Source organism: Kribbella sandramycini (assembly GCF_013131805.1).
GTDB classification, from domain to species: domain Bacteria; phylum Actinomycetota; class Actinomycetes; order Propionibacteriales; family Kribbellaceae; genus Kribbella; species Kribbella sandramycini.
This window is the reverse complement of the sequence record NZ_JABJRC010000005.1, coordinates 352,742-375,220: the sequence shown is the minus strand read 5'-3', so window position 1 is coordinate 375,220 and position 22,479 is coordinate 352,742. Positions and strand designations below refer to the sequence as shown.

Here is a 22,479-nt window from a genome sequence, read left to right as displayed (position 1 = left end):
TTACCTTTCTGCGGTCACGCCGGCCCCGACAGGGGACCGGGCGTCGAGTTCGTGCAGGGAACGCCGTGCCCACAGCTCCAGCAGGGCGCCGCGGGTGATCCAGTACGCCGCCATCCCGGCGAACGCGCCGGTGACGCCGAGGCCGAGGACCGAGCCGAGCAGCCAGGCGATCGGCAGCTGGACACCGGCGGCCGCGGCCAGGTTCGCGTAGAGGTCGAGCTTGGTCCGGCCGAGCGCTTTGACCAGACCGGCGTTGGCCAGCGTCCAGCCGATCAGCGGCACGATCAGCGCCACCATCACCAGGGCCGCGGCGAGCTGGTCCTGGAGGACCGGGTCCGGGCTGAAGGCCCGCGCCACCCAGCCCTTGACCGCGATCAGGACGACAGCGATCGCCAGCCCGGCCGGTAGCAGCAACGACCGTCCGGCCACCCAGGTCGCCCGGACCTTGGTCGCATCGTCGGCACCGGCCGCCCGGCCGATCAGGATCCGCACGGCGGCGCCGAACGCGGCCCCGAACCCGTAGATCAGCACCAGCACGTGGAAGGCGATCCGGCCGCCGCCGAGCGTCTGCGCGCCCAGCCCGCCGAGGACGCCGAAGAACACCGCGGTACTCGTGTAGTCGACGGCGGTCGAGACGATCGCGGGCCACGACAGCTTGGTCACCGATGTCTCGAAGTCGACGGGCGCCGGGACCGCGCGGGTCCGCAACCGGGCCAGATACCCGGCTCGGGCGGCGAAGACCAGCAGTAGGGCCAGGCCGATCGCCCAGGCCAGGCTGGTCGCGAGCCCGTCGCCGACGACGCCGAGCCGCGGGAAGGGGCCCGGGCCGTAGATCAGCAACCAGTCGAGCAGAATGTTGCTCCCGGCAACTACTAGGGCCGCGACAGTCGGCGCCTTGACCGACTGGTGGGCGTTCATCGTGGCGGTCAAGGCGGTGAACGCCACCACGAGCGGCAAGGTCGGCGCCACGGCGGTCAGGAAGCTGCCGCCGAGCTCGATCACCGCCGGGCCGGATCCGGCCAGGGTGAGGTGCGCGAGCGGCGTACCGAAGAAGACGCACGCGGCCAGCAACGGGAGGACGACGAGTATCGACAACCGGGCCGTGGCGGCGAACGAGGCACGGAGGCCGGCGTCGTCGTCCCGCCCGGCGAATCGCGCGGACAGGATCTGATGCCCGACGACTGTCGCGACCGCGACCGTGGTGAACACGTCGAAGATCGCGGAGGCGCCGGCGACGGCGACCAGGCCGTCGGTGCTGAAGCGGCCCATCATCGCGGTGTCGATGACGCCGTCCAGCGACGACGACAGCACCCCGATCAGGAACGGGACGCCGAGGCGGGTGATCTCGCGGCGTTCGCTCATCCGCGTTCGAGCCGTTCCAGGTACTCCCGCGGCTGCACCGCGGTCGTGTCCAGCTCCAGGCAGCGGCCCATCGCGTTCGCGGCGTCCGCCGGCCGGCCGAGCAGGTCGTGGCACTGACCAGCGCGGTACCAGGCCATCGCGCCGGCGCCGGTGCCCAGCTCACCGGCCCGCTCGTACCAGTGCGCCGCCTCGGCGAACATCCCGGCGGCGGAGTAGCCGTCGGCGACGACCAACCGTGCCTGAATGCAGTACGGGTCGATCGCGAGCAGCTGGTCGCACCGCAGCCGGACCTGCTCCGCGCGGACGTCGATCGGCGCGCGTCCGGCGGCCTTGATCTGCGACTCGAGGATGATCCGCTGGTTCTCGACGGCGACGTACCGGTCGGCGCCGGTAGGCTCGGCGGCCAGCAGTTGCTCGCCGAACTCCACGGACAGCTTGATCTCGGCGCTCATGCCGCGGAAGTCGCGTTCGCGCAGGCGGAGCAGCGCGACCGCGCGGTGGAAGCGGCTGCGGGCGAGCGCGTGCAGCCAGCCGACCTCGCCGTCCGCGGTCGCGGCGTACGACTCGAACTTGCGGGCGATGTCGAGATCCCGATCCCGGCGGATCGCGTGGCTGACGCCTTGCCCGGCCGCGGCCAGGGCGAGCGTCGGGTCGGCCGACGTCGTCGCGAGGTATTCGAAGAGGTCGGCCGCACGGGCGCCGTACGCGGGCGAGCCGGTGTGGGCCCGAGCGACCTCGTACAGGTAGAGGTCGGTCTCGGCCGTGCCATCCGGTTGGTCGGCGGCGGTCAGCGCGACAGCGACGTTGTAGAACGACAGTTGGACCAGGTGGAAGACGACCATCCGACGGCGCAGCGGGGGGAGGTCGGCAAAGTTGTCGAGGGCCTCGGCCAACACCTGCCACTGCGAGGTCCGCAGGTCTTCCGGCAGGTCGCGCGGGTCCTTGCAGGCGTATTGCGCCAAGCCGGTGTGCCGGACCACCTGGTTCCGCAGCCCGGCGACGGAGTGCCGCGAGAACCAGGCCCAGTCGGTCGACTCCGGGTCCGCGAGCCAGCTGTTGACATAGCTCAGCGCCTGGAGCCGCATCGGCGCGTACGGGCTCGGATGCAGGTCGAGCAGCGGCCGCCAGAACACCGCGAGCCGGTTGTGCTCGAGGACGCCGGGCCCGGGCAGGCTCGGGAAGTCGCCGCGCGGATCGGTGCGGTCGTAGACATGGTTGATCGCGGGCTCAGACATGACGCTCCAGAAATGATTCGATCGCGGTGAACAGCTCGGCCCGGTTCCGGTTGGACTGCACGGAATGCCCTTCGTCGTCGAAGCGCAGATAGGTAACCGGCACCCCGAGCTCGCGGGCCTTGGCGACGAAATCGTCGACCTCGGCGATCGGGATCCGCGGGTCGCGGACGCCGTGCGCGATCAGCAGCGGCGGGCAATCGGCGGTCAGCCGGTGGTACGGCGAGCGAGCGCGCAACAGCTCGTCCGCGCCCTGCACCTGGTTGCGGATGGCACCCGCGATCGGTCCCCAGAAGCGCGGTGGCTTCGAGGCCAGCCCAGCCAGATCGCACTGCGGGCTGATCGCGACCGCGCAGCGGACGACGTCCGGTCGGGCGGTCGCAGCGAGCAGGCTCGCGTAGCCGCCGTACGACGAGCCGAAGAACGCGACCCGATCGCCGTCGACCCAGCCCTGCTCGATGCCGAAGGCGACACCGTCGTACAGGTCGTCCTGCATCCGACCGCCCCACTCGCCGTGACCGGCCAGCCGGAATGCCTTGCCGCGGCCGCGGGAGCCGCGGTAGTTGAGGTGCAGCGAGGTGAGTCCGAGCGTGGCCAGGTACTGCGCCTCGGCGTGGAAGCGCCACAGGTCCCGGCTGGCCGGGCCGCCGTGGACGAGGACGACGGTCGGCCGCCGGCTGGTGTCGGGGGCCAGCCGGTAGCCGTCGATCGACTGGCCGTCGGAGGTGTCGTAGCTGAACGTCGTGAGCTGCGGTAGCTCGTGACCGATCAGGTCCGGCCGGTTGACGAACAGCGGCTCGACTGCGCCGGTGCTGCGCCGATAGCACGCGTACTCGAGCGGGCCGTTGTCGCGGACGACGCCGGTCAGCCAGACGTCGTCGTCGATACTGCGATCCAGAATGAGGGGATCACCGGGGATCGCTTGACGCAGCTCGGCCAACGCGGTGTGCATCGCGGTGGTCAGTGGCTGCAGCCGGAGGCGTTCGGCGAAGATCGCGGCCAGGTCGGGAGTGCCGTCGAGCGGGTCGAACCAGACGCCGTCCGGACCGATCGGGAAACTGGAGACGTCGCGATCATCGGCGCCGAAGCGGACGGAGGTCTCGCCGGTTTCGGTGTCCAGGGCAACGAGTTGCCGGGTGGGCAGGCCGGCGCTGGTGGTCAGGTACAGGAACCGCCCGTCGCCGCTGAAACCCTGGACCGCGAAGTCGGCGAGGGCATCGGCGGGGATGTCGAGCTCGTGGGCGTCGACGACGAGTCGCGCTGAGCCGTCCGGGTGAATCGTGACGCCACCGCGGGGGCGCAGCGCGCGGTCGACCAGCCGGCGGTGGAAGCCGGGGTTCAGCTCGCCGTACTCGGTCGGCGCGGCCTCGGGCGTGTTGAGATTGAGCTGCTGGAGCCGGCCGCGGACGCCGAGGATCAGCTCGGCTCCGGCGGTCCAGAACTCCGCGGCCGGGCCGATCTCGACGACTTGGCCGTCGTAGGCCGCGAGCTGCCAGGCCTCGCGGCCGCGGGGGCTGTGCCGGAAGAGCAACCGGCGACCGTCCGTCGTCCAGCGCAGGTCGCGAATCGAGTGGCCGTCGTACTCGGCGACCGGCTCTTCGATGTCGGTCCGCAACCAGACCGACTCACCGGCGTCGGTGGTCCGGATGAAGGCGACCGCGCCGCCGTCCGGTCGCAGCCGCGGCGACGTGTTGGTCTCCAGCGCGAGCAGGGCGGACTTCAGGTCGGAGCCGGTGACGGTCGTCATCACTCGGCCTCGTCCGGGTAGACGCCGTCGAGCCCGCGGGAGAGTCCCATGGTCAGCGTGTAGATCGGGCCGTACTGCCGCGGGTGCAGACCGTGCAGCTCCAGGTACGCCGAATCCTGCTGGGCCGGGGTGACCAAGGTGCTCAGGTCGTACGCCGACCCGAGCACGATCAAGTCCTGCGCGATCACGCCGGACTGCGTGTACAGACTCCGCAACCCGGATTCGGACGGCCGGACCTGCTGCTGCCGCTCGAAGTCCGCGACCAGACCGAGTGTCCACCCGGCCGAGGACGGCGACCGCATGCCCTGCAGGATCGTGGCCATCCGCGGCCGTAGGTCGTCGGCTTGGACGAGGTGCAGGCGATGGGTCTGCGGGTCGTAGCGGTAGGCGCCGCGCTCGACGCCCTCGACGTTGTGCACGCAGAGGCAGACCTCCCAGACCGAGGGGTCCCAGTCGGCGGCGGCCCGGCTCGAGGTGCCGGTGCGGAACTCACTGAGCCCGTGCCAGAGCAGGCCGGAGAGGACCTCGGCCGGGGCGGGCCTGCGGATGTACGCGCGTCCGGTCCGCCTGTTCACCAGTAGCCGGGCGATCGAGTGCTTCGCGGCGTGGGCGGGCGCGGGAAGTTCGATCCCGGGGCCTGGGCGTGGTGCAGCGGCTGTTGGGGTTGCGGGCTCGGGGATGACGGTGGCCGGGCGCCGGCTGGCAACGTACGACTGGTCCGAAGGGTGCCAACCGCGGTGCTGCCAGTGCTGAAGGCCGGGGAGCAGTTGGGCGCGGCGTACGTCGTCGGCGGTGGTGGTTGGGAGTGCGGGGACGGCGCCGGCGAGCAGGTCGGCGGCCAGTTCGGCGGGGTTGAAGCGATGGGTGCGACCGGAGACGACGTCGGCGACCTCGATGCCGGGCTCATCGGTCGTCGGCCGGATTCGGACGAGGGCCGGCCAGGTGTCCAGCGGTTGCGCGATCGCGGGTTCGGTGGCTGGTGTGGGCGCGATCGTGGCGGGGATCGCGGCCGGCGCGTTGCCGTCGTACAGGGCCAGGCCGCCGAGGTAGCCCTCGGCCATCCCGTCGAGGCCGAGCTGATTCTCGAGGGCGAGCGCGTCACCGGCGTCACCGGCGATCGCACGCAGGCCGATCGACTCGGCGACCAGGCGTGCGGTGCCGAGCAGATGGCCCGCGTCCATGTGGACGGTGCGATAGGTGCGCGGCTCGCGATAGCGGTACATGTTCCGCTCGAAGACGCTCGTCACCAGGACGACGGCCGCCGGATCGGCCGGGAAGTCTGGGAAGAGGCCCGTCAGGGACGCCGGTACGTCGGTGCTGACCAGCCGCAGGCTGAACGGCTTCAGCGTCACGTGGTACCAACCCGGCCGGTAGCCGGGCACCGAACGGACGAACAGATAGCCCTCGGACGGATTGCGGCCGCCGCCCGACGGCGACGTCCGCCTCAGCAGCGGCGCGGACTCGGTCACCGGGGTCCGCTCCTGCAGCACGCCGAAGGTCAGCGACAGTACGGCGGCCAGTGCTTCGGCGGTGGCCGGCGCGGCCGGAGTTTCCCCGTTCCAGTGCCGGTACGCCGTACCGGTAGCAATCTCGGCGGTCGGCGCCGGTAATTCCTCGCCGGGGTTCGCGGCGTAATCGAGTTTGTAGCGGTTGGCATCCGGCTCGATTGCCTGGTAATCCCGCATCCGGGACCGGTCGATCCCCATTGCGCTGGCTTCGGAATAGTCGATACAGGGGTAGTCGAAGGCGAGCAGATGATATTCCGCGGCCTCGCGCCAATTGGCCTGCGTCCAGGCGGCGGTGAGCTCTTCGCGCCAATCGTCGGCCGGGTCCGAGGACACCAGCAAGCCGCGGTCGAGCAGCGCGGTCACGCGGCGCTGCCAGTCGCCGGCGGCGACGGCCGGATCGAGCTCGGCGAGCTGTTTGGCCAGCTCATCGGGGTCCTGCGGGACGGCCGCGGCGACCAGGACGGCGGCCAGCGGGCGCTGGATGGTGAACCGGCGCTTGCGGCGCAGGTCTTCGGCGACCCAGCGGTCGCCGGTGACAACCGTCGGCGGCAGAATTCTGGCGCCAGGATTCAGACGGACGAACATGAGCCACCTACTCGGGTCGGAGCCGCAATTGCCGGACGGTTTCTCCAGGGGCCCGGACACGGCCGGAAAAGCCGTGTCCGGGCGCACCGGAATCAGTAACGGTCCGTCTGCAGCAGCATGACGTCGTACTCGGTGGTCTCCTCGATCTCGACCGCGGTGTTGTTCTCCATGATTCACCTCCCTGTCATCCGGAGAACAAACCGTCGCAAATCCCGCTGTTGTTCACCTGCTGCCGCTCTGTCGCGGCGCTGTCGCCGGCGCGGCCGGTCAGTTCGGCCAGTTGGGGGAGCGGCCGAGCAGGGCGACGATGCGGTCGAGTTGGTCGTCGCCGGCGTACGGGACGTCGGGGCCGAAGGGGGCGCCGGGGGCCAGTCGGGCTTCGCCGGTGGGGACGACCTGGGCGACGGTCCAGGCGGCGTCCAGGAGGTCGGTGGTGAAGTGGGCTGTGGTGCCGAGCGAGCGGGCCACGTCCCAGCTGTGGACGACGTAGTCGATGAAGTGGAAGCTGATCGCCTGGCCGCCGGGGACGACGACGTCCGGGCCGAACTCGGGGAGTGGGAAGCGGCGTTCGGTGACGCCGTCCGCGGCGAACGCGTCCAGGACGTGCTCGGCCGCGGTGACGTAGGCCTGGATGGGGTCTGCGCCGAGGTCCCGGGGCTGCCAGACGTCGAGGCCGCCCTCGCCGCGGGAGGCGGCCGCGAAACCGTAGTGCTGGGCGGTCATGTGGGCGAGCAGATCGTGCAGTGTCCAGCCCTGGCAGGGCGTCGGCTTGCCGAGGTCGGCGTCGGTCGCGCTGCCGACCAGTCCGAGGCCGGCCTGAACCGCGCGGCGATCGAGGGTGACGTAGTCAATCGTAGACATGAGTGGATCATAAGCAGCTGCATATGATTGCGCCAGTGCTATCTTCCGGACATGACCGACGATCGCCCCGATCTGGCCGCGATGCTGTATCCGCTGATGCGGGTGCTGATCGCGGCCGAGACGCCGATCCTGGCCGCGCACGACGTCTCGATGTGGGGTTACGCGGTGCTCACCGCGCTCGACGAGACCCCGGTGCGCACCCAGGCCGCGCTGGCCGCGGCGATCGGGGCCGACAAGTCGCGCATCATCGGGACGCTCGACGAGCTGCAGGCCGCCGAGTTGATCGAGCGGACACCGGATCCGGACGACCGGCGGGTCCGCCTGCTTTCGATCACCGCGAAAGGGCGCCGCGTCCGGCGAGCGGTCCGCAAGGGTATCCGGGCTTACGAGGACGAGCTGCTGAGCAGCGTGCCGGCCGCCGATCGGGCCGGATTCTTGCGGTCACTCCGGGCCTTGTCGGGTCGATAGCAGCCTTGACCGTTTCAGCACAACGGATTCGATCTGTGACATAGAGGTCACTTTTGGTTGAACCGAAAGGGCAGGACAGCCGTTCGAACGGGCAAGTCCCCAACCCGCCCCTTGAGGAGTGAGGCCCATGAAGGTGCTGGAGCGTTATCAGTCGCAGGTGATCGCCGTCTTCCGGATCGTGATCGGATTCCTGTTCTCGTGTCACGGCGCCGCCGCGTTGTTCGGCGTCCTCGGCACCCGGCAGGTGGAGGCGTTCGTCTGGCCGAGCTGGTGGGCATCGATGATCCAGTTCGTCGGCGGCGCGCTGGTGGCGATCGGGTTCGGTACCCGGTACGCCGCGCTGCTCTGCTCGGGTTCGATGGCGTACGCCTATTTCGCTGTCCACCAGGCGGATGCTTTGCTGCCCGTGCAGAATGGTGGCGAGAAGGCGGCGCTGTTCTGTTTCGCGTTCCTGCTGATCGCGTTCCTGGGCAACGGCGCCTGGGGAGTCGAGCGGGGAGCGTCGACGCGGCGGCAGACCGCGGTAGCCGTGGAGTGACCCGGATCGGGTCGCCCCCGATCGAGCAGGAGCGCGATGGCCGACGACAAGGCCGCCATGCTGCGGGAGCTGCACGATGTGCACGCGCCGGCGCTGTGGCGGTTCGTGGTCCGGCTCACCGGTGACGACCGTCTGGCCGAGGACGTCGTCCAGGAGACCCTGCTCAGAGCGTGGCGGCGGCCGCAGATCCTGACCGAGGACGAAGCGGGGGCCCGGGCCTGGCTGTTCACGGTGGCGCGCAATCTCGTCATCGACGACCGGCGCAGTGCCCGGGTCAACCGCGAGGTGGCCAGCGGCGACCTGCCGGAGAAGCCCAGTACCGATCACGCGAACGCCGTACTGGACGCCTGGCTGGTGGCCGAGTCGCTGGCCCAGCTGTCGGAGGAGCATCGGCAGGTCATCGTGCGCGCCTACTACGGGCGCCGCACGGTCACCGATATCGCCGAGGAGTTGGACATCCCGTCCGGCACCGTGAAATCGCGGCTGCACTACGGGTTGCGAGCGTTGAAGCTCGCGTTGCAGGAGAGGGGGGTGACGAGTCAATGAGCGATCGTTACTGCGAATGGGACGCCGCGTACCTGCTCGGCGCGCTGTCGGCCAAGGATCGGCGCGACTTCGAAGAGCACCTGACCACGTGTCCCGAGTGCACGACGGCGGTCGCGTCGCTGACCGCCGTACCGGCCGCGCTGGCGGCGTTACCCGCTGATCAGGCGCTGACGTCGGTGAGCATCATGACGCCGAATCTCCTGCCTGGCTTGACCAGAGCGGTCGAGCGCGATCGCCGGCGCCGCCGGTTGCGGCTGGGCGCCGTGATGGCGGCCGTCGCCGGGACGGCCGCGGTGATCGGCGCGCTGATCGCGATCCCGCTGACCAAGACCGAACCGCAGGGGGACTACGTCGTCCTCGCACAGACCGTGGAGAGCAAGCTGTCCGCCGACGCCCGGCTGGTGCCGGAGCGGTGGGGGACGACGATCGAGATCAGCTGCCGGTACGACGATCTCGCGACCCCGAGTGAGCGAGCCCGCGGCTACGAGCTCTACCTGACCGACAAGTCCGGCAAGGCGCAACTGCTTGCGAGCTGGACGTCGACACCCGGCACGACCGTCAAACCGGCGGCGACGACGAAGCTGCGTCGCGACGAGATCCGCGCGCTCGACATCCGCAGTTCGGAGAGCGGCCGCATCCTGCTCGCCGTTCAGTTCTGATCGGTTTGCTATGCGTTGTTACGCATATCGGCCGCCGCGCGGGGCACCTGTGGGTCAGGAGTTGCCGGTCGCGCGCGAGGGCGGCAATTCAGGCCCCGGTGTTCAGGGATGAGTGCACCGGGGCCGACCCCTGTCCGGGGCCCGAAAGCCGGCCCTGAAAGCTGACCCCGAAAGAATTTTTGCTGATTCGTGTAACACCCGGGCCGTGATCGCCGATACACCGTGTGTAACGCCACGAAAGCTTCCCGTCCCAGGTCAACCGCCCGAAGGGCCTGGGACGGGATCTTCGTGCAGCAGCCGACCTGAGGCGCCCCGGCTGCGTTACAGACACCACGAAGGCCCCCGGTTGACTCGCCTCCCGGGGGCCTTCGTGTTTTTACTGCCTTTCGGTTGCTGCGCTACGAGGCTTGCTCGTTCGGCGCGGGCGGCGCGGCCAGCGCGATCCGGTCCGCCGGCAGGCGTTCCGTTCGCTCCAGACCCTCGTCGTCCTCGTACTGCACCAGACCGGTCCATCCCGTCTCCTCGTGCTCGCGGCCGATCAACCAGCCGCGGCGCCACTGACCGTCCGCAAGGACGACCACGTGACCAGGCAGAGGGAGACGGGACACCAAATCGGCGCCGGGCTCGAACTCACTCATGGCCGAAGGTTAAGCGCTTTTTCCCGTCCTCGCCTCTTTGAGCGTGTTCGCTGCCAGGCTTCTCAGCCGTCGAGCTCGGTGAACAGTGTGAGCTGGATCCCACCCGGAGTCGCCAGCCGTGCGTTCAGCGAGTCCCACGGGGTGCGGGTCGGCTCGGCGATCACCGTCGCGCCGGCGTCGCTGAGTTGCGCGGTGGTCGCGGCGGCGTCGTCCACCTCGAAAGCCAAGCGGTACTTGGGCGCGACCCGGTGGCCGACCTCGACGCTGTCGATGAACTCGGCCTGCGCCGGGTCGGCGATCTCCAGCGTTGCGCGTTCCACTTCGAGGATGACGACGCGGCCGTTCTCCGACGAGTACGACGCGCGCTCGGGCAATCCGAGCACGTCGCGGTAGAAGGTCACCGCCTCGTCGTAGTCGTCCGCCGTAACCACCAACCGCAGCTCTTTGACTCCCATACAGCCAGTATCTACAGCCGGGAGACCTGATAGTGCGCGATCAGCCCGTGGTTCAGCAGGATGCTGAGATTGACGGTGACCGGCGGCCGGTCCGTGAACGTGAAATCGACTGTCAGGTAGCCGAGTTGCAAACCGGCCGCCAGCTCCCGGGTTTCCAGCAGTTCGTACTGCGCTTGCAGGCCGAACGGCTGGGAGTCGTAGTACTCGGCGACCGCGTCGCGACCGACGCCGTACGGGTGTAGGCCCTGGAAGATCGCGTCCTCGGTGAAGAGGGCAGCGATCGCCTTCGGGTCGTGGGCCGCGATACCGGCCTGCCAGTGGTCGAGGACTTCGGTGAGCGTGGTCACGATCAGTGCCCGGCCGTCTGGCCGCCGTCGACGTGCAGGATCTCGCCGGTGACGAACTTCGCCGTCTCCAGGTAGCTGATCGCGTCGACGATCTCCTCGATCTCGGCGATCCGGCCGACCGGGTGCAGGGCCGCGAGGAACTCGTGCGTCTCCGCTGGGTGCATCGGCGTCCGGACCACGCCCGGCGCGACCGCGTTGAAGCGGATGTTGCGGGTCGCGTACTCGGTGGCCAGGGACTTGGTCGCGGAGTTCAGGCCGCCCTTGGTGAGCGCGGCGAGGGCGGCCGGCACGGCGCTGAAACCGTGCTCGGCGAAGCTGGTGGTGATGTTGACGACGTGGCCGCCGTCGGCGTGCTCGAGCATCGCGGCGACCGCGCGCCGCGTCGTCTCGAAGAAGCCGAGCAGGTTGATCCCGGTGACCGCGGCGTAGTCGGCATCGGTGTACTCGGTGAAAGGTTTGGCGACGAAGACGCCGGCGTTGTTGACCAGGGTGTCGATCCGGCCGAAGGCCGCCAGGCCCTGCTCGATCACGCGGCTGCCGACGCCGGGCTCGGCGATGTCACCGGCGACGGCGAGCACGAGCGGGTCCTCGGACGGCGTGATCGACCGCGAGTTCGCGACCACGGCGTACCCGAGTTTGCGGTACGCCGTGACCAGCCCGGCGCCGATGCCCTGGGAGGCCCCGGTGATCACGGCGACTTTCTGGGGGTTCATGGTTCTCACTTTCTCGAGGTGTTGTACTTCGATATTTGTCGAACCATTGATCGTTTTCCACGACCGATCTGCTCCTAGCTGGGAGGCTTTGGCTACTAGGCTTCGCGGCATGGAGCTGCGGCAGTTGCGGTACTTCGTGGCGGTCGCCGAGGAGCTGAACTTCGGGCGCGCGGCGACCCGGTTGCGGATCGCTGGGCCGTCGTTGTCGCAGCAGATCAAGGCTCTGGAGCGGGATCTCGGCGTCCGGCTGTTCGAGCGCGATCGGCGGACGGTGACGCTGACGGCGTACGGCGAGACGCTGCTGCCGCGGACGCGGGCGTTACTCGAACAAGCGGATGAGCTGCGGCGGGCGGCGCGCGGGTTCGCGGTCAGCGAGCCGGTGCGGCTCGGGTACGTGAGTTGGCGGCCGCCGGATCTGGAGGAGCGGGTCTCCGGGGTGGCTCAATTGCGGGTCGACGCGTGGGTGCTGCCGTCACATGCGCAGGCGGGCCGCGTCGCGGACGGCAGTCTTGACCTGGCGATCTGCTGGGTGCGCGCGACGGATCTGGCGGAGCAGCAGTTGACCGCCCGGCTGATCGGCGCGGATCGGTTGTCCGCTGTGTCGGTTGGCGGTGAGACGGCCGTGCGAGCGCGGGACGCGGTCGTACTGGTTGATGCGGACGCCGATGCGTGGGCTTCGTGGAACATCTACGCACTGGAGTTCGCCCGGGCGACCGGGGCGACAGTGGAGCGGATCGATGATCACGGGATCACTGGGCCCGCGTTCTTCGATCATGTGCGGCGGCTGGGGCGGCCGGTGATCAGCTCGCCGAAGCGGGATGCGACTCCGCTGCCCAGTGGGCTCGTCCGGCGGCCGGTGATCGAGCCGGCGCCGGTGTGGACGTGGGGGTTGGTGTCGCGCTGGGACGAGACGAACCCCGCCGTACTCGCGGCTGTGGCGGCGCTGACGCGCGAGGTGGTCGTCGACTTCGGCGCGGCGCCGTACTGGCTGCCGGGGGATGACCCATTCCGGCCGGGGGCAGCGACCTACCAGCCGTGAGCCTGAGCGGCGGCTGGGGTGAGTCGGTAGCCGGCGTTGGCGGAGAACTCTGCCGACAGGGCGAAGCGATCGCCGCGGACTACGGTGTGGCGCCATTCGACCGGGCTGCCCTGGGCGGTGCCTTGGCGGATGATCGAGAAGACGGCGGCGTCGGGCGGGCAGTGTAGGAGCTCGCGTTCGGCGTCGGTTGGGGTGAGGGCGCGGATGTCCTCGCTGCCGTGGTCGAGGCGGACGCCGGTGCGTTCGGAGAGTTCGTTGTAGAGGCTGGTGTGGGTGAAGTCGGCGTCCAGCAAGGGGGCTGCGACGGACGCCGGCAGCCATACCCGGTCGAGAGCGAGCGGTTCGTTCCCGGCGTACCGGAGGCGCTCCAGGTACAGCAGTGGAATCGACGCCTCCAGCTCCAGCCGCGCCGCGATCACGCCGTCCGCTCGAATATCCAGCACCCGCACCACGCTGTGCTGCGCCAGCCCGGACGCCTCCACCGACGAGAACAGGCTGTACAGCGCACCCATCGGCTGCCGAATCTCCGGCACCGCCGCCACTCGCGGCTGCCGCCCCCGCTCCGCCACGATCAACCCGTCCGCCCGCAACTGGCTCAGCGCCTGCCGCACCGTGTGTCGGCTGACCGCGTACTCCTCAACCAGCGCCAGCTCCCCCGGAAACGCCGCATCGAACTCACCACCCCGCAGCCGCCGCACCAACTCGCCCTGCAACTGCTTCCACAACGGCTCCCCGCCCGACCGGTCCAGCACGCCCATCCTCACCCTCCGAGTTGCCAAATGTCCGGTCATCTCCTAACTTAAATGTACGCACATTTCCGTCAGGAGGAACCAAGCCGATGGTGCAGGTCGACACTAGGGCAATCGGTACCTCGGCCCTGCACTTTCCGCGGCTGCTTCCGAGGCGTGGTCGGCTGCCCGGTCTGCTCGTCGTCCTGGTGCTCGCGGCGATCGCCGTGCCGCTTGGGCGGTTGGTGCCGGTGGTGGGTGGGCCGGTGTTCGGGATTGTGTTGGGGGTGTTGGTGGGGGTGGCGTTTCCGCGGGCGCGGGCGGAGGTGTTTCGGCCGGGGATCGACTTTGCGTCGAAGAATCTGTTGCAGGTCTCGATTGTGGTGCTGGGGACGGGGCTTTCGCTGCAGCAGGTGGCGCAGGTGGGGTTGTCGTCGTTGCCGGTGATGCTGGGGACGTTGGGGCTGGCGCTGGGCGGGGCTTGGGTTTTCGGGCGGTTGCTGGGGGTGCGGGGTGACACGCAGATCCTGATCGGCGTGGGGACGGCGATCTGCGGGGGTTCGGCGATCGCGGCGGCGACGGCGGCGATCGGGGCGAAGCGGTCGTCGGTGGCTTATGCGCTGGCGACAATCTTCACGTTCAACGTCGTTGCGGTGCTGACGTTTCCGCCGCTCGGGCATCTGCTCAATCTGAGCCCGGAGGCGTTCGGGTTGTGGGCCGGTACGGCGATCAACGACACGTCGTCCGTGGTCGCGGCCGGGTACGCGTACAGCCAGGAGGCCGGCGATCAGGCGATCGTGGTGAAGCTGACGCGCTCGCTGACGCTGATCCCGATCGTGCTCACGCTGGTCGCGCTGAAGATTCGCCGGGAGAACCGGGCCGCGCGGGCACTCGACGTACCGGGTGCGTCGTACGACGGCGCCACGGCGTCGACTCGGGGTCCGTTGCCGTGGCGGAAGTTGGTGCCGCTGTTCCTGATCGGGTTCATCGCCGCGGCGGGGCTGCGCAGCGCGGGCGCCGTACCGGATGCCTGGCTGCCGACGCTGAGCCTGATCGGCACCTGCCTGATCACCGCGGCGTTGGTCGCGATCGGTCTGTCGCTGCGTCCGCAGGAACTGCGCGATGCAGGGCCCAGGCCGCTCGTGCTCGGAGCGATTCTCTGGGCCCTGGTCGCGGTCGGCAGCCTCGTACTTCAGTCCTTCTCGTAAGCTGCCGGGCGGGTCTGCACGGTCTTGATCCGCGGTACGTCGAGTTTCCGGCTGCGGTCGAAGTTGTAGATCCCGTTCTCTTCCTGGAAGACGTCGGTCAGCTGTGTGTAGCAGTAGCCGAACATCAACGGGTTGTCGAGCAGCGCGTCACACAGCCCGGCGAACCGGCGGTAGAACTCCTCCTCGTCCGCGACCCGCTGGCCGTAGCCCCACGAGTCCTCGCTGTTCCCGCTCTTCCCCGCGGCCGCCTTCGCCGCGTTCCACCAGATGCCGCCGAACTCACTGCAGAAGTACGGCTGCCCGGCGTACGGCTGGGAGATCTGCTTGTGGTCGTGGCCGCCGCGGTTCTCGAACGGCGTGCCGTCCGCGAGGCCGGCCATCTCCCGGGCGAACTCGGCCGGATCCTGCGTGTAGTTGTGCGAGTCCCAGACGTCGGTCTCGGGGACGCGGTGCGAGTAGCCGGAGGCGTCCAGGACCGGGCGGGTGGTGTCCGCGGCCTTGGTGGCCAGGAACATCGCGCGGGTGACGTCGTCCAGCTGGGTGATCCGGTCGTGCAGGTACTGGTGCGTCTCGTTCAGCGGGCACCAGCCGATGATGCTCGGGTGGCTGTAGTCGCGCTCCACGGCCTCCAGCCACTGCGCGACGTACGACGCCGTCGGCTGCTGGTTGTCGTCGCTGGTGTCGCCGCCCGAACCCCAGTCGCCGAACTCGCCCCAGACCAGGTAGCCGAGCCGGTCCGCATGGTAGAGGAAGCGCTCCTCGAAAACCTTCTGGTGCAGGCGCGCGCCGTTGAACCCGGCGGCCAGGCTGAGCTCGATATCCGCGATCAGCGCCTCCTCGGACGGCGCGGTCATCAGGCTCTCCGGCCAGTAGCCCTGATCCAGCACGAGCCGCTGGAAGACGTGCTTGCCGTTGATCAGGATCGCCTGGCCGTTGATCGAGACCGACCGCAGCCCGGCGTAGCTGTCGGCCTGGTCCACAACGTTGCCATCGGCATCGATCAGTTCGAGGCGGACGTCGTACAGGTGCGGGTCCGCGGTGTCCCAGAGCCGGACGCGGTCGGCCGGTACCGGCAGCGTCAGCCGGGGCGCGAGGTCGAGATCGGCCCGCACCACGGCGGTCGCGACGTCGCCGTCGGCGTCCTGCAGGACGGCGCGCACCTGGTAGCCGGGCTTGTTGGCCGAGACCGGGACGGCGAGGTGGAACGTCGACCCGGCGACATCCGGGGTGATCCGCGGGCGGCCGAGGTGCACCTCGGGAACGGCCTCGAGCCAGACGGTCTGCCAGATCCCCGTCGTCCGGGTGTAGAGGCAGCCGTAGTTGCCGTACTGGTTGGTCTGCTTGCCGCGGGCCTGAATGGTGTGCCGGCTGTCCCGCGCCCGGACGACGATCGTGGCCTGCTCGCCCGGCTGTGCGACGTCCTTCAGATTCGCGCTGAACGGCGTGAAGCCGCCGCGGTGCCGAACCATTTCGACGCCGTTCACCCACACGGTCGCGTCGTGGTCGACGGCCTGGAAATGCAGGACGGCGTTCTTCCCGCTCCACTCGGCCGGGACGGTGATCGTCGTCCGGTACCAGACCGCTTCGAGGAAGTCGACGTCCTCGATCCCGGAGAGCGCGGTCTCCGGCGCGAACGGCACGGTGATCCGCTGCGCCAGCTCCCGATCCCGCACGCCGCGGTCGATCCCGCTGTCGCCGCGATCGGTCTCGAACTGCCATTCGCCGTTCAGGTTCACCCATTCCGCCCGAACGAACTGGGGACGCGGGTACTCGGCACGTGGCTGGGTCATCGGAAACTCCCGAGGCAAGTGGTGGTGACGGGCCGCCAACGACAGTACAACGTTGGAATCCAGCCTGGCAACGGTGGACAACGCGCCCTGGGACGCCCCCGGGTCTCCACGCCGGGATGACCCGCACGGAAAGACCTCCCGAACACCCGGACAATTCGACCAGCGTGCTACGGCGAGCGGATTTCCGGCGGCGTTCACCCGCGGCTTTCCCGCACCCCGGTGCAAATCGCAAAGAATCAAGGCTCCTCTGTTGGGCGAACAATTCTGGAGCGAAAGTGAAGAAGTTACTCATGGCCGTGGCGGCCGCAGCAGTCATCGGCGCCGGCGCAGTAGTCACGGCCCCGGCGGCCAACGCGTCACCGCTGCGCTACTACACCACCTTCTACGGTGGCGACACCTATTCGAAGTGCCTGAACCGCGGCTACCAGGGAATCCGGAACAACGAGTGGTACGACTTCAAATGTGAACTGGAAAGCTACGGCTCCGACCTCTACATCCAGGTCAGCCCGTAGTCGTTCCGAGCAGGCGGGCGCCGTTGGTGTGGCAGACGGCGCGTAGCCAGGCGTCGCCCAGCTTCAGGTCTGTGAGGGCCTGGAGTTGGGTGGCGTAGGGGTAGGGGATGTTGGGGAAGTCGGTGCCGAGGACGATGCGGTCTTGGAGGTCGGCCAGGCGGGGGACGAGGGTGCGGGGGAAGGGCATCAGGGCCTCGGTGAAGGGGGTGAGGGCCATGGTGGTGTCGAGGTGGACGTTCGGGTAGGTGGTGAGGGCGAGGTGTTCGGCGTACTCGGGCATGCCCAGGTGGGCGATGACCGCGGTGAGGTTCGGATGGCGGTTCAGGACTTCGCCGATCGGGCCGGGGCCGGTGTGGCGGCCGGGGATGGGGCCGGAGCCGCAGTGGACGACGACGGGGACGGCGGCGTCGGCGAGCTGGCCCCAGACGTCGTTCAGTTCGGGGTCGCGGGGGTCGTAGTCGCCGACCTGGACGTGGACCTTGAAGATGCGGGTGCCGAGGTCGAGGGCCTCGCGGACGTACGCCGCCGCGCCCGGCTCGGGGTAGAAGGTGCCGCTCGGGACACAACCGGGGGTGGTCGCGGCGAAGTCGCGGGCCCAGGTGTTCAGCCAGGCCGCCATGCCGGGTTTGTGCGGGTAGACCAGCGCCGGAAAGGCCCGAACCCCCAACTTCTGCAGGGTTTTGACCCGCTCCTCGGCCGACGTCCGATAACTGATCGGCCAGGCCGTGCCGTAATGCGTCGCCGCCTGGTCGAAATACGCCCAGACCGCGTTCATCACCTGGTCGGGCAGGAAGTGCACATGGATGTCGACCAGCCCGTCCAGCCCCAGCCCGGCCCACCAGGCCGGCACCTCGTGATCGTGCATGGGGTCAGTGTTTCTCCGCCTGGTCGGCGAGCCAGAGGTTGATCAGGCCGTGGAAGTGCGCCTGGAACTTCTCCTGCTCGTCGGCCGGGTAGGTCGCGACGACGGTCTCGCGGAGGATCCGCTCGAACTCGGCGCCGCTGAACCAGTCGCGGACGCGGGCGTCGAAGTCCGGCAGGTTCTCGGCGCACCACTCGTGGTACTTCGCGGTCTCGAAGTGCTCGTCGGCCAGCCCGAGATAGGCCTCGATCTTGGCGTCGTAGTCGAGGGACTCGTCGTCCGCGATCGCGAAGTACCGATCGGTTTGCAGGTCGACCGAGCTGCGCCGGCCGGTCGCGAGGCTGAAGACCGACCACTTCACCAGCGCGCTGATCGCCCACGGGAAGTAGTAGTGCAGCGAGGTGACGGCGACGTCCGGGCAGGCGTTGGCGTAGTCGATCGGGTGCACCGAGTCGCCGCGGACGAGCATCTCGCAGGAGTTGAACTCCCAGCCGAAGAACGCGTTCACGATCCGGCTGATCGCGACTGCCTGATGGCCGGCCGACGGGCTGAGGAAGCCGTGCGAGACGGCGTACCGGTTGTGCATCGGCTCGTCGGGCCGGAAGTCCATCACCATCGTCTCGGCGCCGATCGAGAGCGCGCGGGCGAACTTGTCGTAGTCGATGGTGGCCTGCAGGTGCATCAGCATCTCGCCGGACTGGTCGTAGGCCTGGTGCAGGTCGACCTTGTCGTTGATCCGGGAGACGCCGCGCCAGCCGCCGCCGTCGAACGGTTTCATGTACAGCGGGTAGCCGAGGTCCTCGGCGATCGCGTCCAGGTCGAAGGTCTTGTTGTACTTCGCCGACGTGTAGGCCCAGCGGACGTTGTCGACCGGGTTCTTGTACGGCACGAGTACGGTCTTCGGGATCTTCAGGCCGAGCCGGAGCATCGCGCAGTACGCCGAGTGCTTCTCCATCGACTGGAACGTGAACGGCGAGTTCAGCAGGTAGGTGCCGTTCATCAGCGCGGCCTTCTTCAGCCACTCGCGCGGGTGGTAGTACCAGTACGCGAGCCGGTCGATCACCAGGCCGACCTTGACCGGATCGTTCAGGTCGAACGGCTCGATCGTCAGCCGTTCGGCCGCGAACTCGTGGCCGCCGACCGGCCCCACGCGGCGGAGCAGCGCTTCGAACGCTTGTGGCCAGTCCTCCTCCGCGCCGAGCAGGAGGCCGATCAGATGACGGGAGTTGTCAGCCACAAGTTCTCCTCAGACGAATCGGGGCAGGTGGTGGGCGATCTGCTGCCGCCACCAGGGCCAGTCGTGGGCTACGTCGTACCCCCATTGATCCAGCTCATGCGGGATGCCCTTGGCGGTCAGGACGCCGTCGATCGCGCGGGCCGACGGCAACGAGCCGGTCGGGTGCGTCTCCCAGTCGCCCTGACCGACCGTGAGGACGACGAACAGGCGGCGGCGCAGCCAGTCCAGGTGATCGCCCTCGAGGTTCGGCAGGTAGTCGGCCGGATTGTTGAAGTACGTCGCCTCGCCGCGCTCACCCCAGGCGTGCCAGCTGGCGGCGTCGTAGTTGCCCGACTGGCAGATCGCGATCGGGAACAGGTCGGCCCGTTTGAACGCGAAGTTGAGCGCGTGGAAGGCGCCCAGGCTGCAGCCGGTGGTGATGATGTCACTCGCGCCCGGAGTGTCCCGACCGATCGCCGGGACCACCTGATCCAGGATCCAGGACTCGTATCCGCCGTGCCGGCGGGCCCGGTCCTCCAGCTGGATACTCCGGTCCGACCAGCTCAGGTGGTCGTACGAGTCGACGCAGTACAGCTTCACCCGCCCGGCCTCGATCAGCCCGGCGACGGCGTCCACCATGCCGTTGTTCTCGTAGTCCCAGGCCCGGCCCTGTTCACTGGGAAACACCAGCACCGGCCGTCCGTAGTGCCCGTACCGGATCAGCGTCCCGCGCCGGTCAAGCCCTGGCGCCTCGAGTTCGACCTGCTCCCGCTCCATGCCTCACCCCTGACCTAGTGTCCCGTCCGACACCCTGCCATGTCTTCACCTGGTTTGCCTCTGCTCAGCGCGTCCCGCTGCCGGGCCGAGGACGGCGACGATCACAGCGAGTATTGCGACGCCGCCCAGTGCCGTCGGCAACGACCAGACACTGGACGCCGCGCCGACGGCGGCCGGGCCGAGCAGGAAGCCCAGGTACGCGATGGTGGTGACTGTGGAGATAGCGCTCGCCCGGCGCTCCGGACCTGCCCAGGCACCGGCCATTCCGATGATGGTCGGTGCACAGACCGACGTACCGAGGCCGGCGACGGCGATACCGACCAGCGCGAGCCAGGCGCAACCGGCGACTGCGGCCAGTGCGCTGCCCAGCGCTGCGACGAGACCGCCGATCACCAGCAGCCTGGCTGGCTGGATTTGGCGGAGCAATGCGTTCCCGCTGATCCGGCCGGTGGCCGCAGCGGCCGCGAAGACGGCCGGTGCGCTGGAGGCGAGCGCAGGCGCCGCGCCAAGCGTCGTGTCGAGGTGGACGGCGCTCCAGCTCTGCCAGGCGTTCTCCACGACGAAGGCGAGGGCGCACAGCCCGCCGAATACCAGCAACGCCGGTTCGAGCCGTCGCGGTGCCTTCTCGGCTACAACCGGCTTGATCCGGGTAGAGCCCGGTGCCAACAACGCTGCGGTCAGTACGGCGATCAGAATCGCGACACCACCGAGTACCGGCAGCGCACCGGCCCCGGCCGCCCGCAGACCCGCCGTACTGAGACTGGCGACCACCACAGCGATCGAGAACAGCCCATGACCGAGGTTCATCAGCGGCCGGCCAGTCTCCGCCTCCGCGCTGGAGCCGGTCGCGTTGATCGCCACATCGGTCGCACCGGACGTCGCACCCAGCAGAAACAGCGCACCGCCCAGCGCGACCGCCGAACCAGCCAGCGCGGGCAGGACGCCGCACACCGCGAACAGCAGCACGGTCACTGGCAGTACGACGCCGCCGAAGCGGTCAATCAGGTAGCCGGTGAACCGCATCGAGCACAGCGCACCCAGACCGACCATCAGCAACGCCGCGCCGAGCTGTGCATCGGTGACACCAGCTTCGGCCTTCACCGCGGGGAGGACCGCACCCCACGCTCCCCAGAACAGACCGAACGCACCGAACCCCGCGAGTGTTTTGACCACCCGCTCGACACTAACTCCAGACGCGGTTCAGCAATCCCGTCAGATCCGGTTCGAGGACGTCGCGCCAAGCGGTGAAGTTGTGCATATCCGGGGTCTCGTCGAACTCGACGCCGAGGCCGAGCTCGGCCAGGTGCGCCGCCATCACCCGGTTGTTGTGCACGTTCTCCTCGGTCGCGCCGGCGGTCAGCGCGACGGACGGCGTACTCGGGAAGCTCGTTGCCGCGAGCACCTCGCCGACGAATCCGGTCACCTCGGCGTAGAACTCGAAGCGGGACTCCTGGGGGTCCGTGTCGAGGGTGAAGAACGAGCCGGACTGCAGGAAGAGGCCGTCGAACGAGCCCGGGTGCTGCCATTCGGCGTACAGGGCGGCGAGCGCGCCCAGACTCGCGCCCATCAGGACCGGCTGGCGGCTCTTGTACTGCGTTTGCAGCGTCGGGAGGACCAGTTGCGTCAGGGCCGCGGCGTACTGCGGGTTGGCGGCGTACCAGAGGTTGCGGCTGGTCGGCCGGATCAGAGCGAGGCGGAACGGCGGCAGCTTCGACTCGGCGACCATGGCGCCCGCGTAGTGCGTCAGCCCGGCGTACATCGCGAACTCCGGCCCGTCGTGCGCCAGCAGCAGCGGCAGCTCGAACGCCGGTGTGATCCCCTCCGGCGCCCACACCTGAACCTCGATCGGCCCGACCGGCGACTCCACCGTCAACGGCGTCAGCGTGGACGCGACCGGCTCCACCCCGATCCACTCCGGCTCCACATACCCCGGCAACGGCAACCACGAGTGATCCCCGAACGCCCCGCCGACCACCCGTGGGTTGGTTGGATCGGTCCGCATCCCCAGATCCGCGATATCGAACAAGTACTCCATCCGATGCACGGACGGCCGGGCCAACCGCAGCTCCCACCCGTACTCAACCGGCTTGAACTCCAGCAGCTCGGCCGCCAGTCCCAACTCCTGCCACAACCGAACACCCGCGAACGCATGCGCGGCATCACCGAGGCGGAACACCACCTCGGCCCCCTCCACCGCACTCACCACTCCAGGCATCCCTGAACGGTACCCGGCCAAAAGCTGCCATGAGGTGTCAGTGATCACCGCCTATCGTGAGCGGGTGGTCGATCTCACGGACATCAGGGCGGCAACCGCGGATCTGCCGCGCAGTTATGAGGTGCTGGTGCGGGACCGGATCAAGTTTCGGGTCGGGCGGATCGTCTATCTGGCGGTCGCGGCCGATGAGGAGACGATGGGGATCGGGTTTCCGCGGGAGGAGCGGGCGGCGGCGCTGGCGGCGGAGCCGGGGAAGTTCTTGCCACCGTCGAAGGCGGACGAGCGGTACCGGTGGATCGTGGTGCGGCTGGCGGCGATCGAGTACGACGAGTTGCGGGAGCTCGTGCTGGAGGCGTGGGGGATGTGCGTGCCGAAGAAGGTGTGGGCGGAGTTCATGGCCGGTCGATGACACAGCGCTGTCGCGAGCGCACGGAGTGCCGTACGTTGTCCCCTCGACGGTGAGGAGCTGGGGG

The 22,479-nt window shown here is 69.1% G+C and carries 24 protein-coding genes; 8 read left to right on the top strand and 16 right to left on the bottom strand.

Going from position 1 to position 22,479, the window contains the following annotated elements; translation table 11 throughout:
* The 5 genes from HPO96_RS22455 to HPO96_RS22435 form a co-directional block, all read right to left on the bottom strand.
* Complete coding sequence (locus HPO96_RS22455) at positions 1-1,362, bottom strand: MATE family efflux transporter (RefSeq protein WP_171675594.1); 1,362 nt, start codon at positions 1,360-1,362, stop codon at positions 1-3.
* Complete coding sequence (locus tag HPO96_RS22450) at positions 1,359-2,597, bottom strand: tetratricopeptide repeat protein (RefSeq protein WP_171675592.1); 1,239 nt, start codon at positions 2,595-2,597, stop codon at positions 1,359-1,361. Before HPO96_RS22450 ends, HPO96_RS22455 begins: the two co-directional genes overlap by 4 nt.
* The gene (locus HPO96_RS22445) at positions 2,590-4,341 is read right to left on the bottom strand and encodes an alpha/beta hydrolase family protein (protein WP_171675590.1); all 1,752 of its coding nucleotides are present in this window, start codon (positions 4,339-4,341) and stop codon (positions 2,590-2,592) included. The genes HPO96_RS22450 and HPO96_RS22445 overlap by 8 nt, the downstream gene beginning before the upstream one ends.
* A complete protein-coding gene (locus HPO96_RS22440; RefSeq protein WP_171675588.1) occupies positions 4,341-6,434 on the bottom strand; it encodes a nitroreductase family protein in 2,094 nt (697 codons plus the stop codon). The genes HPO96_RS22445 and HPO96_RS22440 overlap by 1 nt, the downstream gene beginning before the upstream one ends.
* 267 nt (positions 6,435-6,701) lie before the next feature.
* Positions 6,702-7,295 (bottom strand): TIGR03086 family metal-binding protein, encoded by a 594-nt coding sequence (locus HPO96_RS22435; RefSeq protein WP_171675586.1) that lies wholly within the window; start codon positions 7,293-7,295, stop codon positions 6,702-6,704.
* A 51-nt stretch (positions 7,296-7,346) separates the two neighbouring features.
* Here HPO96_RS22435 and HPO96_RS22430 point away from each other — a divergent pair, with 51 nt between their 5' ends.
* From HPO96_RS22430 to HPO96_RS22415, 4 genes are all read left to right on the top strand, one after another.
* Positions 7,347-7,763: a MarR family winged helix-turn-helix transcriptional regulator gene (locus tag HPO96_RS22430; RefSeq protein WP_171675584.1), complete on the top strand. Its 417-nt coding sequence runs from the start codon at positions 7,347-7,349 to the stop codon at positions 7,761-7,763.
* A gap of 127 nt (positions 7,764-7,890) precedes the next feature.
* On the top strand, positions 7,891-8,301 hold the full coding sequence (locus tag HPO96_RS22425; RefSeq protein WP_171675582.1) for a DoxX family protein: 411 nt from the start codon (positions 7,891-7,893) through the stop codon (positions 8,299-8,301).
* Positions 8,302-8,337: 36 nt separating this feature from the next.
* A complete protein-coding gene (locus HPO96_RS22420) occupies positions 8,338-8,847 on the top strand; it encodes a sigma-70 family RNA polymerase sigma factor (RefSeq protein ID WP_171675580.1) in 510 nt (169 codons plus the stop codon).
* Entirely contained in the window at positions 8,844-9,506 is a 663-nt protein-coding gene (locus HPO96_RS22415) for a zf-HC2 domain-containing protein (RefSeq protein ID WP_171675578.1), read from the top strand. Before HPO96_RS22420 ends, HPO96_RS22415 begins: the two co-directional genes overlap by 4 nt.
* A 398-nt stretch (positions 9,507-9,904) precedes the next feature.
* Here HPO96_RS22415 and HPO96_RS22410 read toward each other — a convergent pair whose 3' ends face one another.
* From HPO96_RS22410 to HPO96_RS22395, 4 genes are all read right to left on the bottom strand, one after another.
* Entirely contained in the window at positions 9,905-10,144 is a 240-nt protein-coding gene (locus HPO96_RS22410) for a hypothetical protein (protein ID WP_171675576.1), read from the bottom strand.
* Between the two features lie 62 nt (positions 10,145-10,206).
* Positions 10,207-10,599: a VOC family protein gene (locus HPO96_RS22405; RefSeq protein WP_171675574.1), complete on the bottom strand. Its 393-nt coding sequence runs from the start codon at positions 10,597-10,599 to the stop codon at positions 10,207-10,209.
* An 11-nt stretch (positions 10,600-10,610) separates the two neighbouring features.
* Positions 10,611-10,946 carry a YybH family protein gene (locus HPO96_RS22400; RefSeq protein ID WP_171675572.1) on the bottom strand — a complete coding sequence of 112 codons (336 nt, stop codon included), beginning with the start codon at positions 10,944-10,946 and terminating at the stop codon, positions 10,611-10,613.
* Between the two features lie 2 nt (positions 10,947-10,948).
* Positions 10,949-11,659: an SDR family NAD(P)-dependent oxidoreductase gene (locus HPO96_RS22395; protein WP_171675570.1), complete on the bottom strand. Its 711-nt coding sequence runs from the start codon at positions 11,657-11,659 to the stop codon at positions 10,949-10,951.
* A gap of 109 nt (positions 11,660-11,768) precedes the next feature.
* Here HPO96_RS22395 and HPO96_RS22390 point away from each other — a divergent pair, with 109 nt between their 5' ends.
* Positions 11,769-12,698, top strand: coding sequence for a LysR family transcriptional regulator (locus tag HPO96_RS22390; protein WP_171675568.1), 930 nt, complete (start codon positions 11,769-11,771; stop codon positions 12,696-12,698).
* Here the strand turns inward: HPO96_RS22390 and HPO96_RS22385 are convergent.
* Complete coding sequence (locus HPO96_RS22385) at positions 12,686-13,456, bottom strand: GntR family transcriptional regulator (protein WP_171675566.1); 771 nt, start codon at positions 13,454-13,456, stop codon at positions 12,686-12,688. The two genes, HPO96_RS22390 and HPO96_RS22385, sit on opposite strands and share 13 nt — an antisense overlap.
* An 80-nt stretch (positions 13,457-13,536) precedes the next feature.
* Here HPO96_RS22385 and HPO96_RS22380 point away from each other — a divergent pair, with 80 nt between their 5' ends.
* Positions 13,537-14,634, top strand: coding sequence for a YeiH family protein (locus tag HPO96_RS22380; protein WP_171675564.1), 1,098 nt, complete (start codon positions 13,537-13,539; stop codon positions 14,632-14,634).
* Here the strand turns inward: HPO96_RS22380 and HPO96_RS22375 are convergent.
* Positions 14,619-16,424 (bottom strand): glycoside hydrolase family 2 protein, encoded by a 1,806-nt coding sequence (locus HPO96_RS22375; protein WP_171675562.1) that lies wholly within the window; start codon positions 16,422-16,424, stop codon positions 14,619-14,621. The two genes, HPO96_RS22380 and HPO96_RS22375, sit on opposite strands and share 16 nt — an antisense overlap.
* Positions 16,425-16,699: 275 nt before the next feature.
* Between HPO96_RS22375 and HPO96_RS22370 the strand changes: the two genes are divergently transcribed.
* On the top strand, positions 16,700-16,936 hold the full coding sequence (locus HPO96_RS22370; RefSeq protein ID WP_171675560.1) for a hypothetical protein: 237 nt from the start codon (positions 16,700-16,702) through the stop codon (positions 16,934-16,936).
* Here the strand turns inward: HPO96_RS22370 and HPO96_RS22365 are convergent.
* Genes HPO96_RS22365 through HPO96_RS22345 form a run of 5 tightly spaced genes read right to left on the bottom strand, consistent with a single transcriptional unit; the run spans position 16,926 to position 22,006 of the window.
* A complete protein-coding gene (locus HPO96_RS22365; RefSeq protein WP_171675558.1) occupies positions 16,926-17,801 on the bottom strand; it encodes an amidohydrolase family protein in 876 nt (291 codons plus the stop codon). The genes HPO96_RS22370 and HPO96_RS22365 overlap by 11 nt on opposite strands.
* Positions 17,802-17,805: 4 nt before the next feature.
* Positions 17,806-19,035, bottom strand: a complete 1,230-nt coding sequence (locus HPO96_RS22360; RefSeq protein ID WP_171675556.1) for an ATP-grasp domain-containing protein — start codon at positions 19,033-19,035, stop codon at positions 17,806-17,808.
* A 9-nt stretch (positions 19,036-19,044) separates the two neighbouring features.
* On the bottom strand, positions 19,045-19,791 hold the full coding sequence (locus tag HPO96_RS22355) for an esterase family protein (protein ID WP_171675554.1): 747 nt from the start codon (positions 19,789-19,791) through the stop codon (positions 19,045-19,047).
* 45 nt (positions 19,792-19,836) lie between these two features.
* Positions 19,837-20,964: an MFS transporter gene (locus tag HPO96_RS22350; protein WP_171675552.1), complete on the bottom strand. Its 1,128-nt coding sequence runs from the start codon at positions 20,962-20,964 to the stop codon at positions 19,837-19,839.
* A 10-nt stretch (positions 20,965-20,974) separates the two neighbouring features.
* Positions 20,975-22,006 carry an alpha/beta hydrolase gene (locus HPO96_RS22345; RefSeq protein ID WP_171675550.1) on the bottom strand — a complete coding sequence of 344 codons (1,032 nt, stop codon included), beginning with the start codon at positions 22,004-22,006 and terminating at the stop codon, positions 20,975-20,977.
* A gap of 64 nt (positions 22,007-22,070) precedes the next feature.
* Between HPO96_RS22345 and HPO96_RS22340 the strand changes: the two genes are divergently transcribed.
* Positions 22,071-22,415: an MmcQ/YjbR family DNA-binding protein gene (locus HPO96_RS22340; protein WP_171675548.1), complete on the top strand. Its 345-nt coding sequence runs from the start codon at positions 22,071-22,073 to the stop codon at positions 22,413-22,415.
* Positions 22,416-22,479 lie beyond the last annotated feature (64 nt).

Coding starts and splice junctions, on each gene's coding strand:
- HPO96_RS22455 (WP_171675594.1), bottom strand. CDS start 1,362: ATGAGCGAACGCCGCGAGATCACCCGCCTCGGCGTCCCGTTCCTGATC.
- HPO96_RS22450 (WP_171675592.1), bottom strand. CDS start 2,597: ATGTCTGAGCCCGCGATCAACCATGTCTACGACCGCACCGATCCGCGC.
- HPO96_RS22445 (WP_171675590.1), bottom strand. CDS start 4,341: ATGACGACCGTCACCGGCTCCGACCTGAAGTCCGCCCTGCTCGCGCTG.
- HPO96_RS22440 (WP_171675588.1), bottom strand. CDS start 6,434: ATGTTCGTCCGTCTGAATCCTGGCGCCAGAATTCTGCCGCCGACGGTT.
- HPO96_RS22435 (WP_171675586.1), bottom strand. CDS start 7,295: ATGTCTACGATTGACTACGTCACCCTCGATCGCCGCGCGGTTCAGGCC.
- HPO96_RS22430 (WP_171675584.1), top strand. CDS start 7,347: ATGACCGACGATCGCCCCGATCTGGCCGCGATGCTGTATCCGCTGATG.
- HPO96_RS22425 (WP_171675582.1), top strand. CDS start 7,891: ATGAAGGTGCTGGAGCGTTATCAGTCGCAGGTGATCGCCGTCTTCCGG.
- HPO96_RS22420 (WP_171675580.1), top strand. CDS start 8,338: ATGGCCGACGACAAGGCCGCCATGCTGCGGGAGCTGCACGATGTGCAC.
- HPO96_RS22415 (WP_171675578.1), top strand. CDS start 8,844: ATGAGCGATCGTTACTGCGAATGGGACGCCGCGTACCTGCTCGGCGCG.
- HPO96_RS22410 (WP_171675576.1), bottom strand. CDS start 10,144: ATGAGTGAGTTCGAGCCCGGCGCCGATTTGGTGTCCCGTCTCCCTCTG.
- HPO96_RS22405 (WP_171675574.1), bottom strand. CDS start 10,599: ATGGGAGTCAAAGAGCTGCGGTTGGTGGTTACGGCGGACGACTACGAC.
- HPO96_RS22395 (WP_171675570.1), bottom strand. CDS start 11,659: ATGAACCCCCAGAAAGTCGCCGTGATCACCGGGGCCTCCCAGGGCATC.
- HPO96_RS22390 (WP_171675568.1), top strand. CDS start 11,769: ATGGAGCTGCGGCAGTTGCGGTACTTCGTGGCGGTCGCCGAGGAGCTG.
- HPO96_RS22385 (WP_171675566.1), bottom strand. CDS start 13,456: ATGGGCGTGCTGGACCGGTCGGGCGGGGAGCCGTTGTGGAAGCAGTTG.
- HPO96_RS22380 (WP_171675564.1), top strand. CDS start 13,537: ATGGTGCAGGTCGACACTAGGGCAATCGGTACCTCGGCCCTGCACTTT.
- HPO96_RS22375 (WP_171675562.1), bottom strand. CDS start 16,424: ATGACCCAGCCACGTGCCGAGTACCCGCGTCCCCAGTTCGTTCGGGCG.
- HPO96_RS22365 (WP_171675558.1), bottom strand. CDS start 17,801: ATGCACGATCACGAGGTGCCGGCCTGGTGGGCCGGGCTGGGGCTGGAC.
- HPO96_RS22355 (WP_171675554.1), bottom strand. CDS start 19,791: ATGGAGCGGGAGCAGGTCGAACTCGAGGCGCCAGGGCTTGACCGGCGC.
- HPO96_RS22345 (WP_171675550.1), bottom strand. CDS start 22,006: ATGCCTGGAGTGGTGAGTGCGGTGGAGGGGGCCGAGGTGGTGTTCCGC.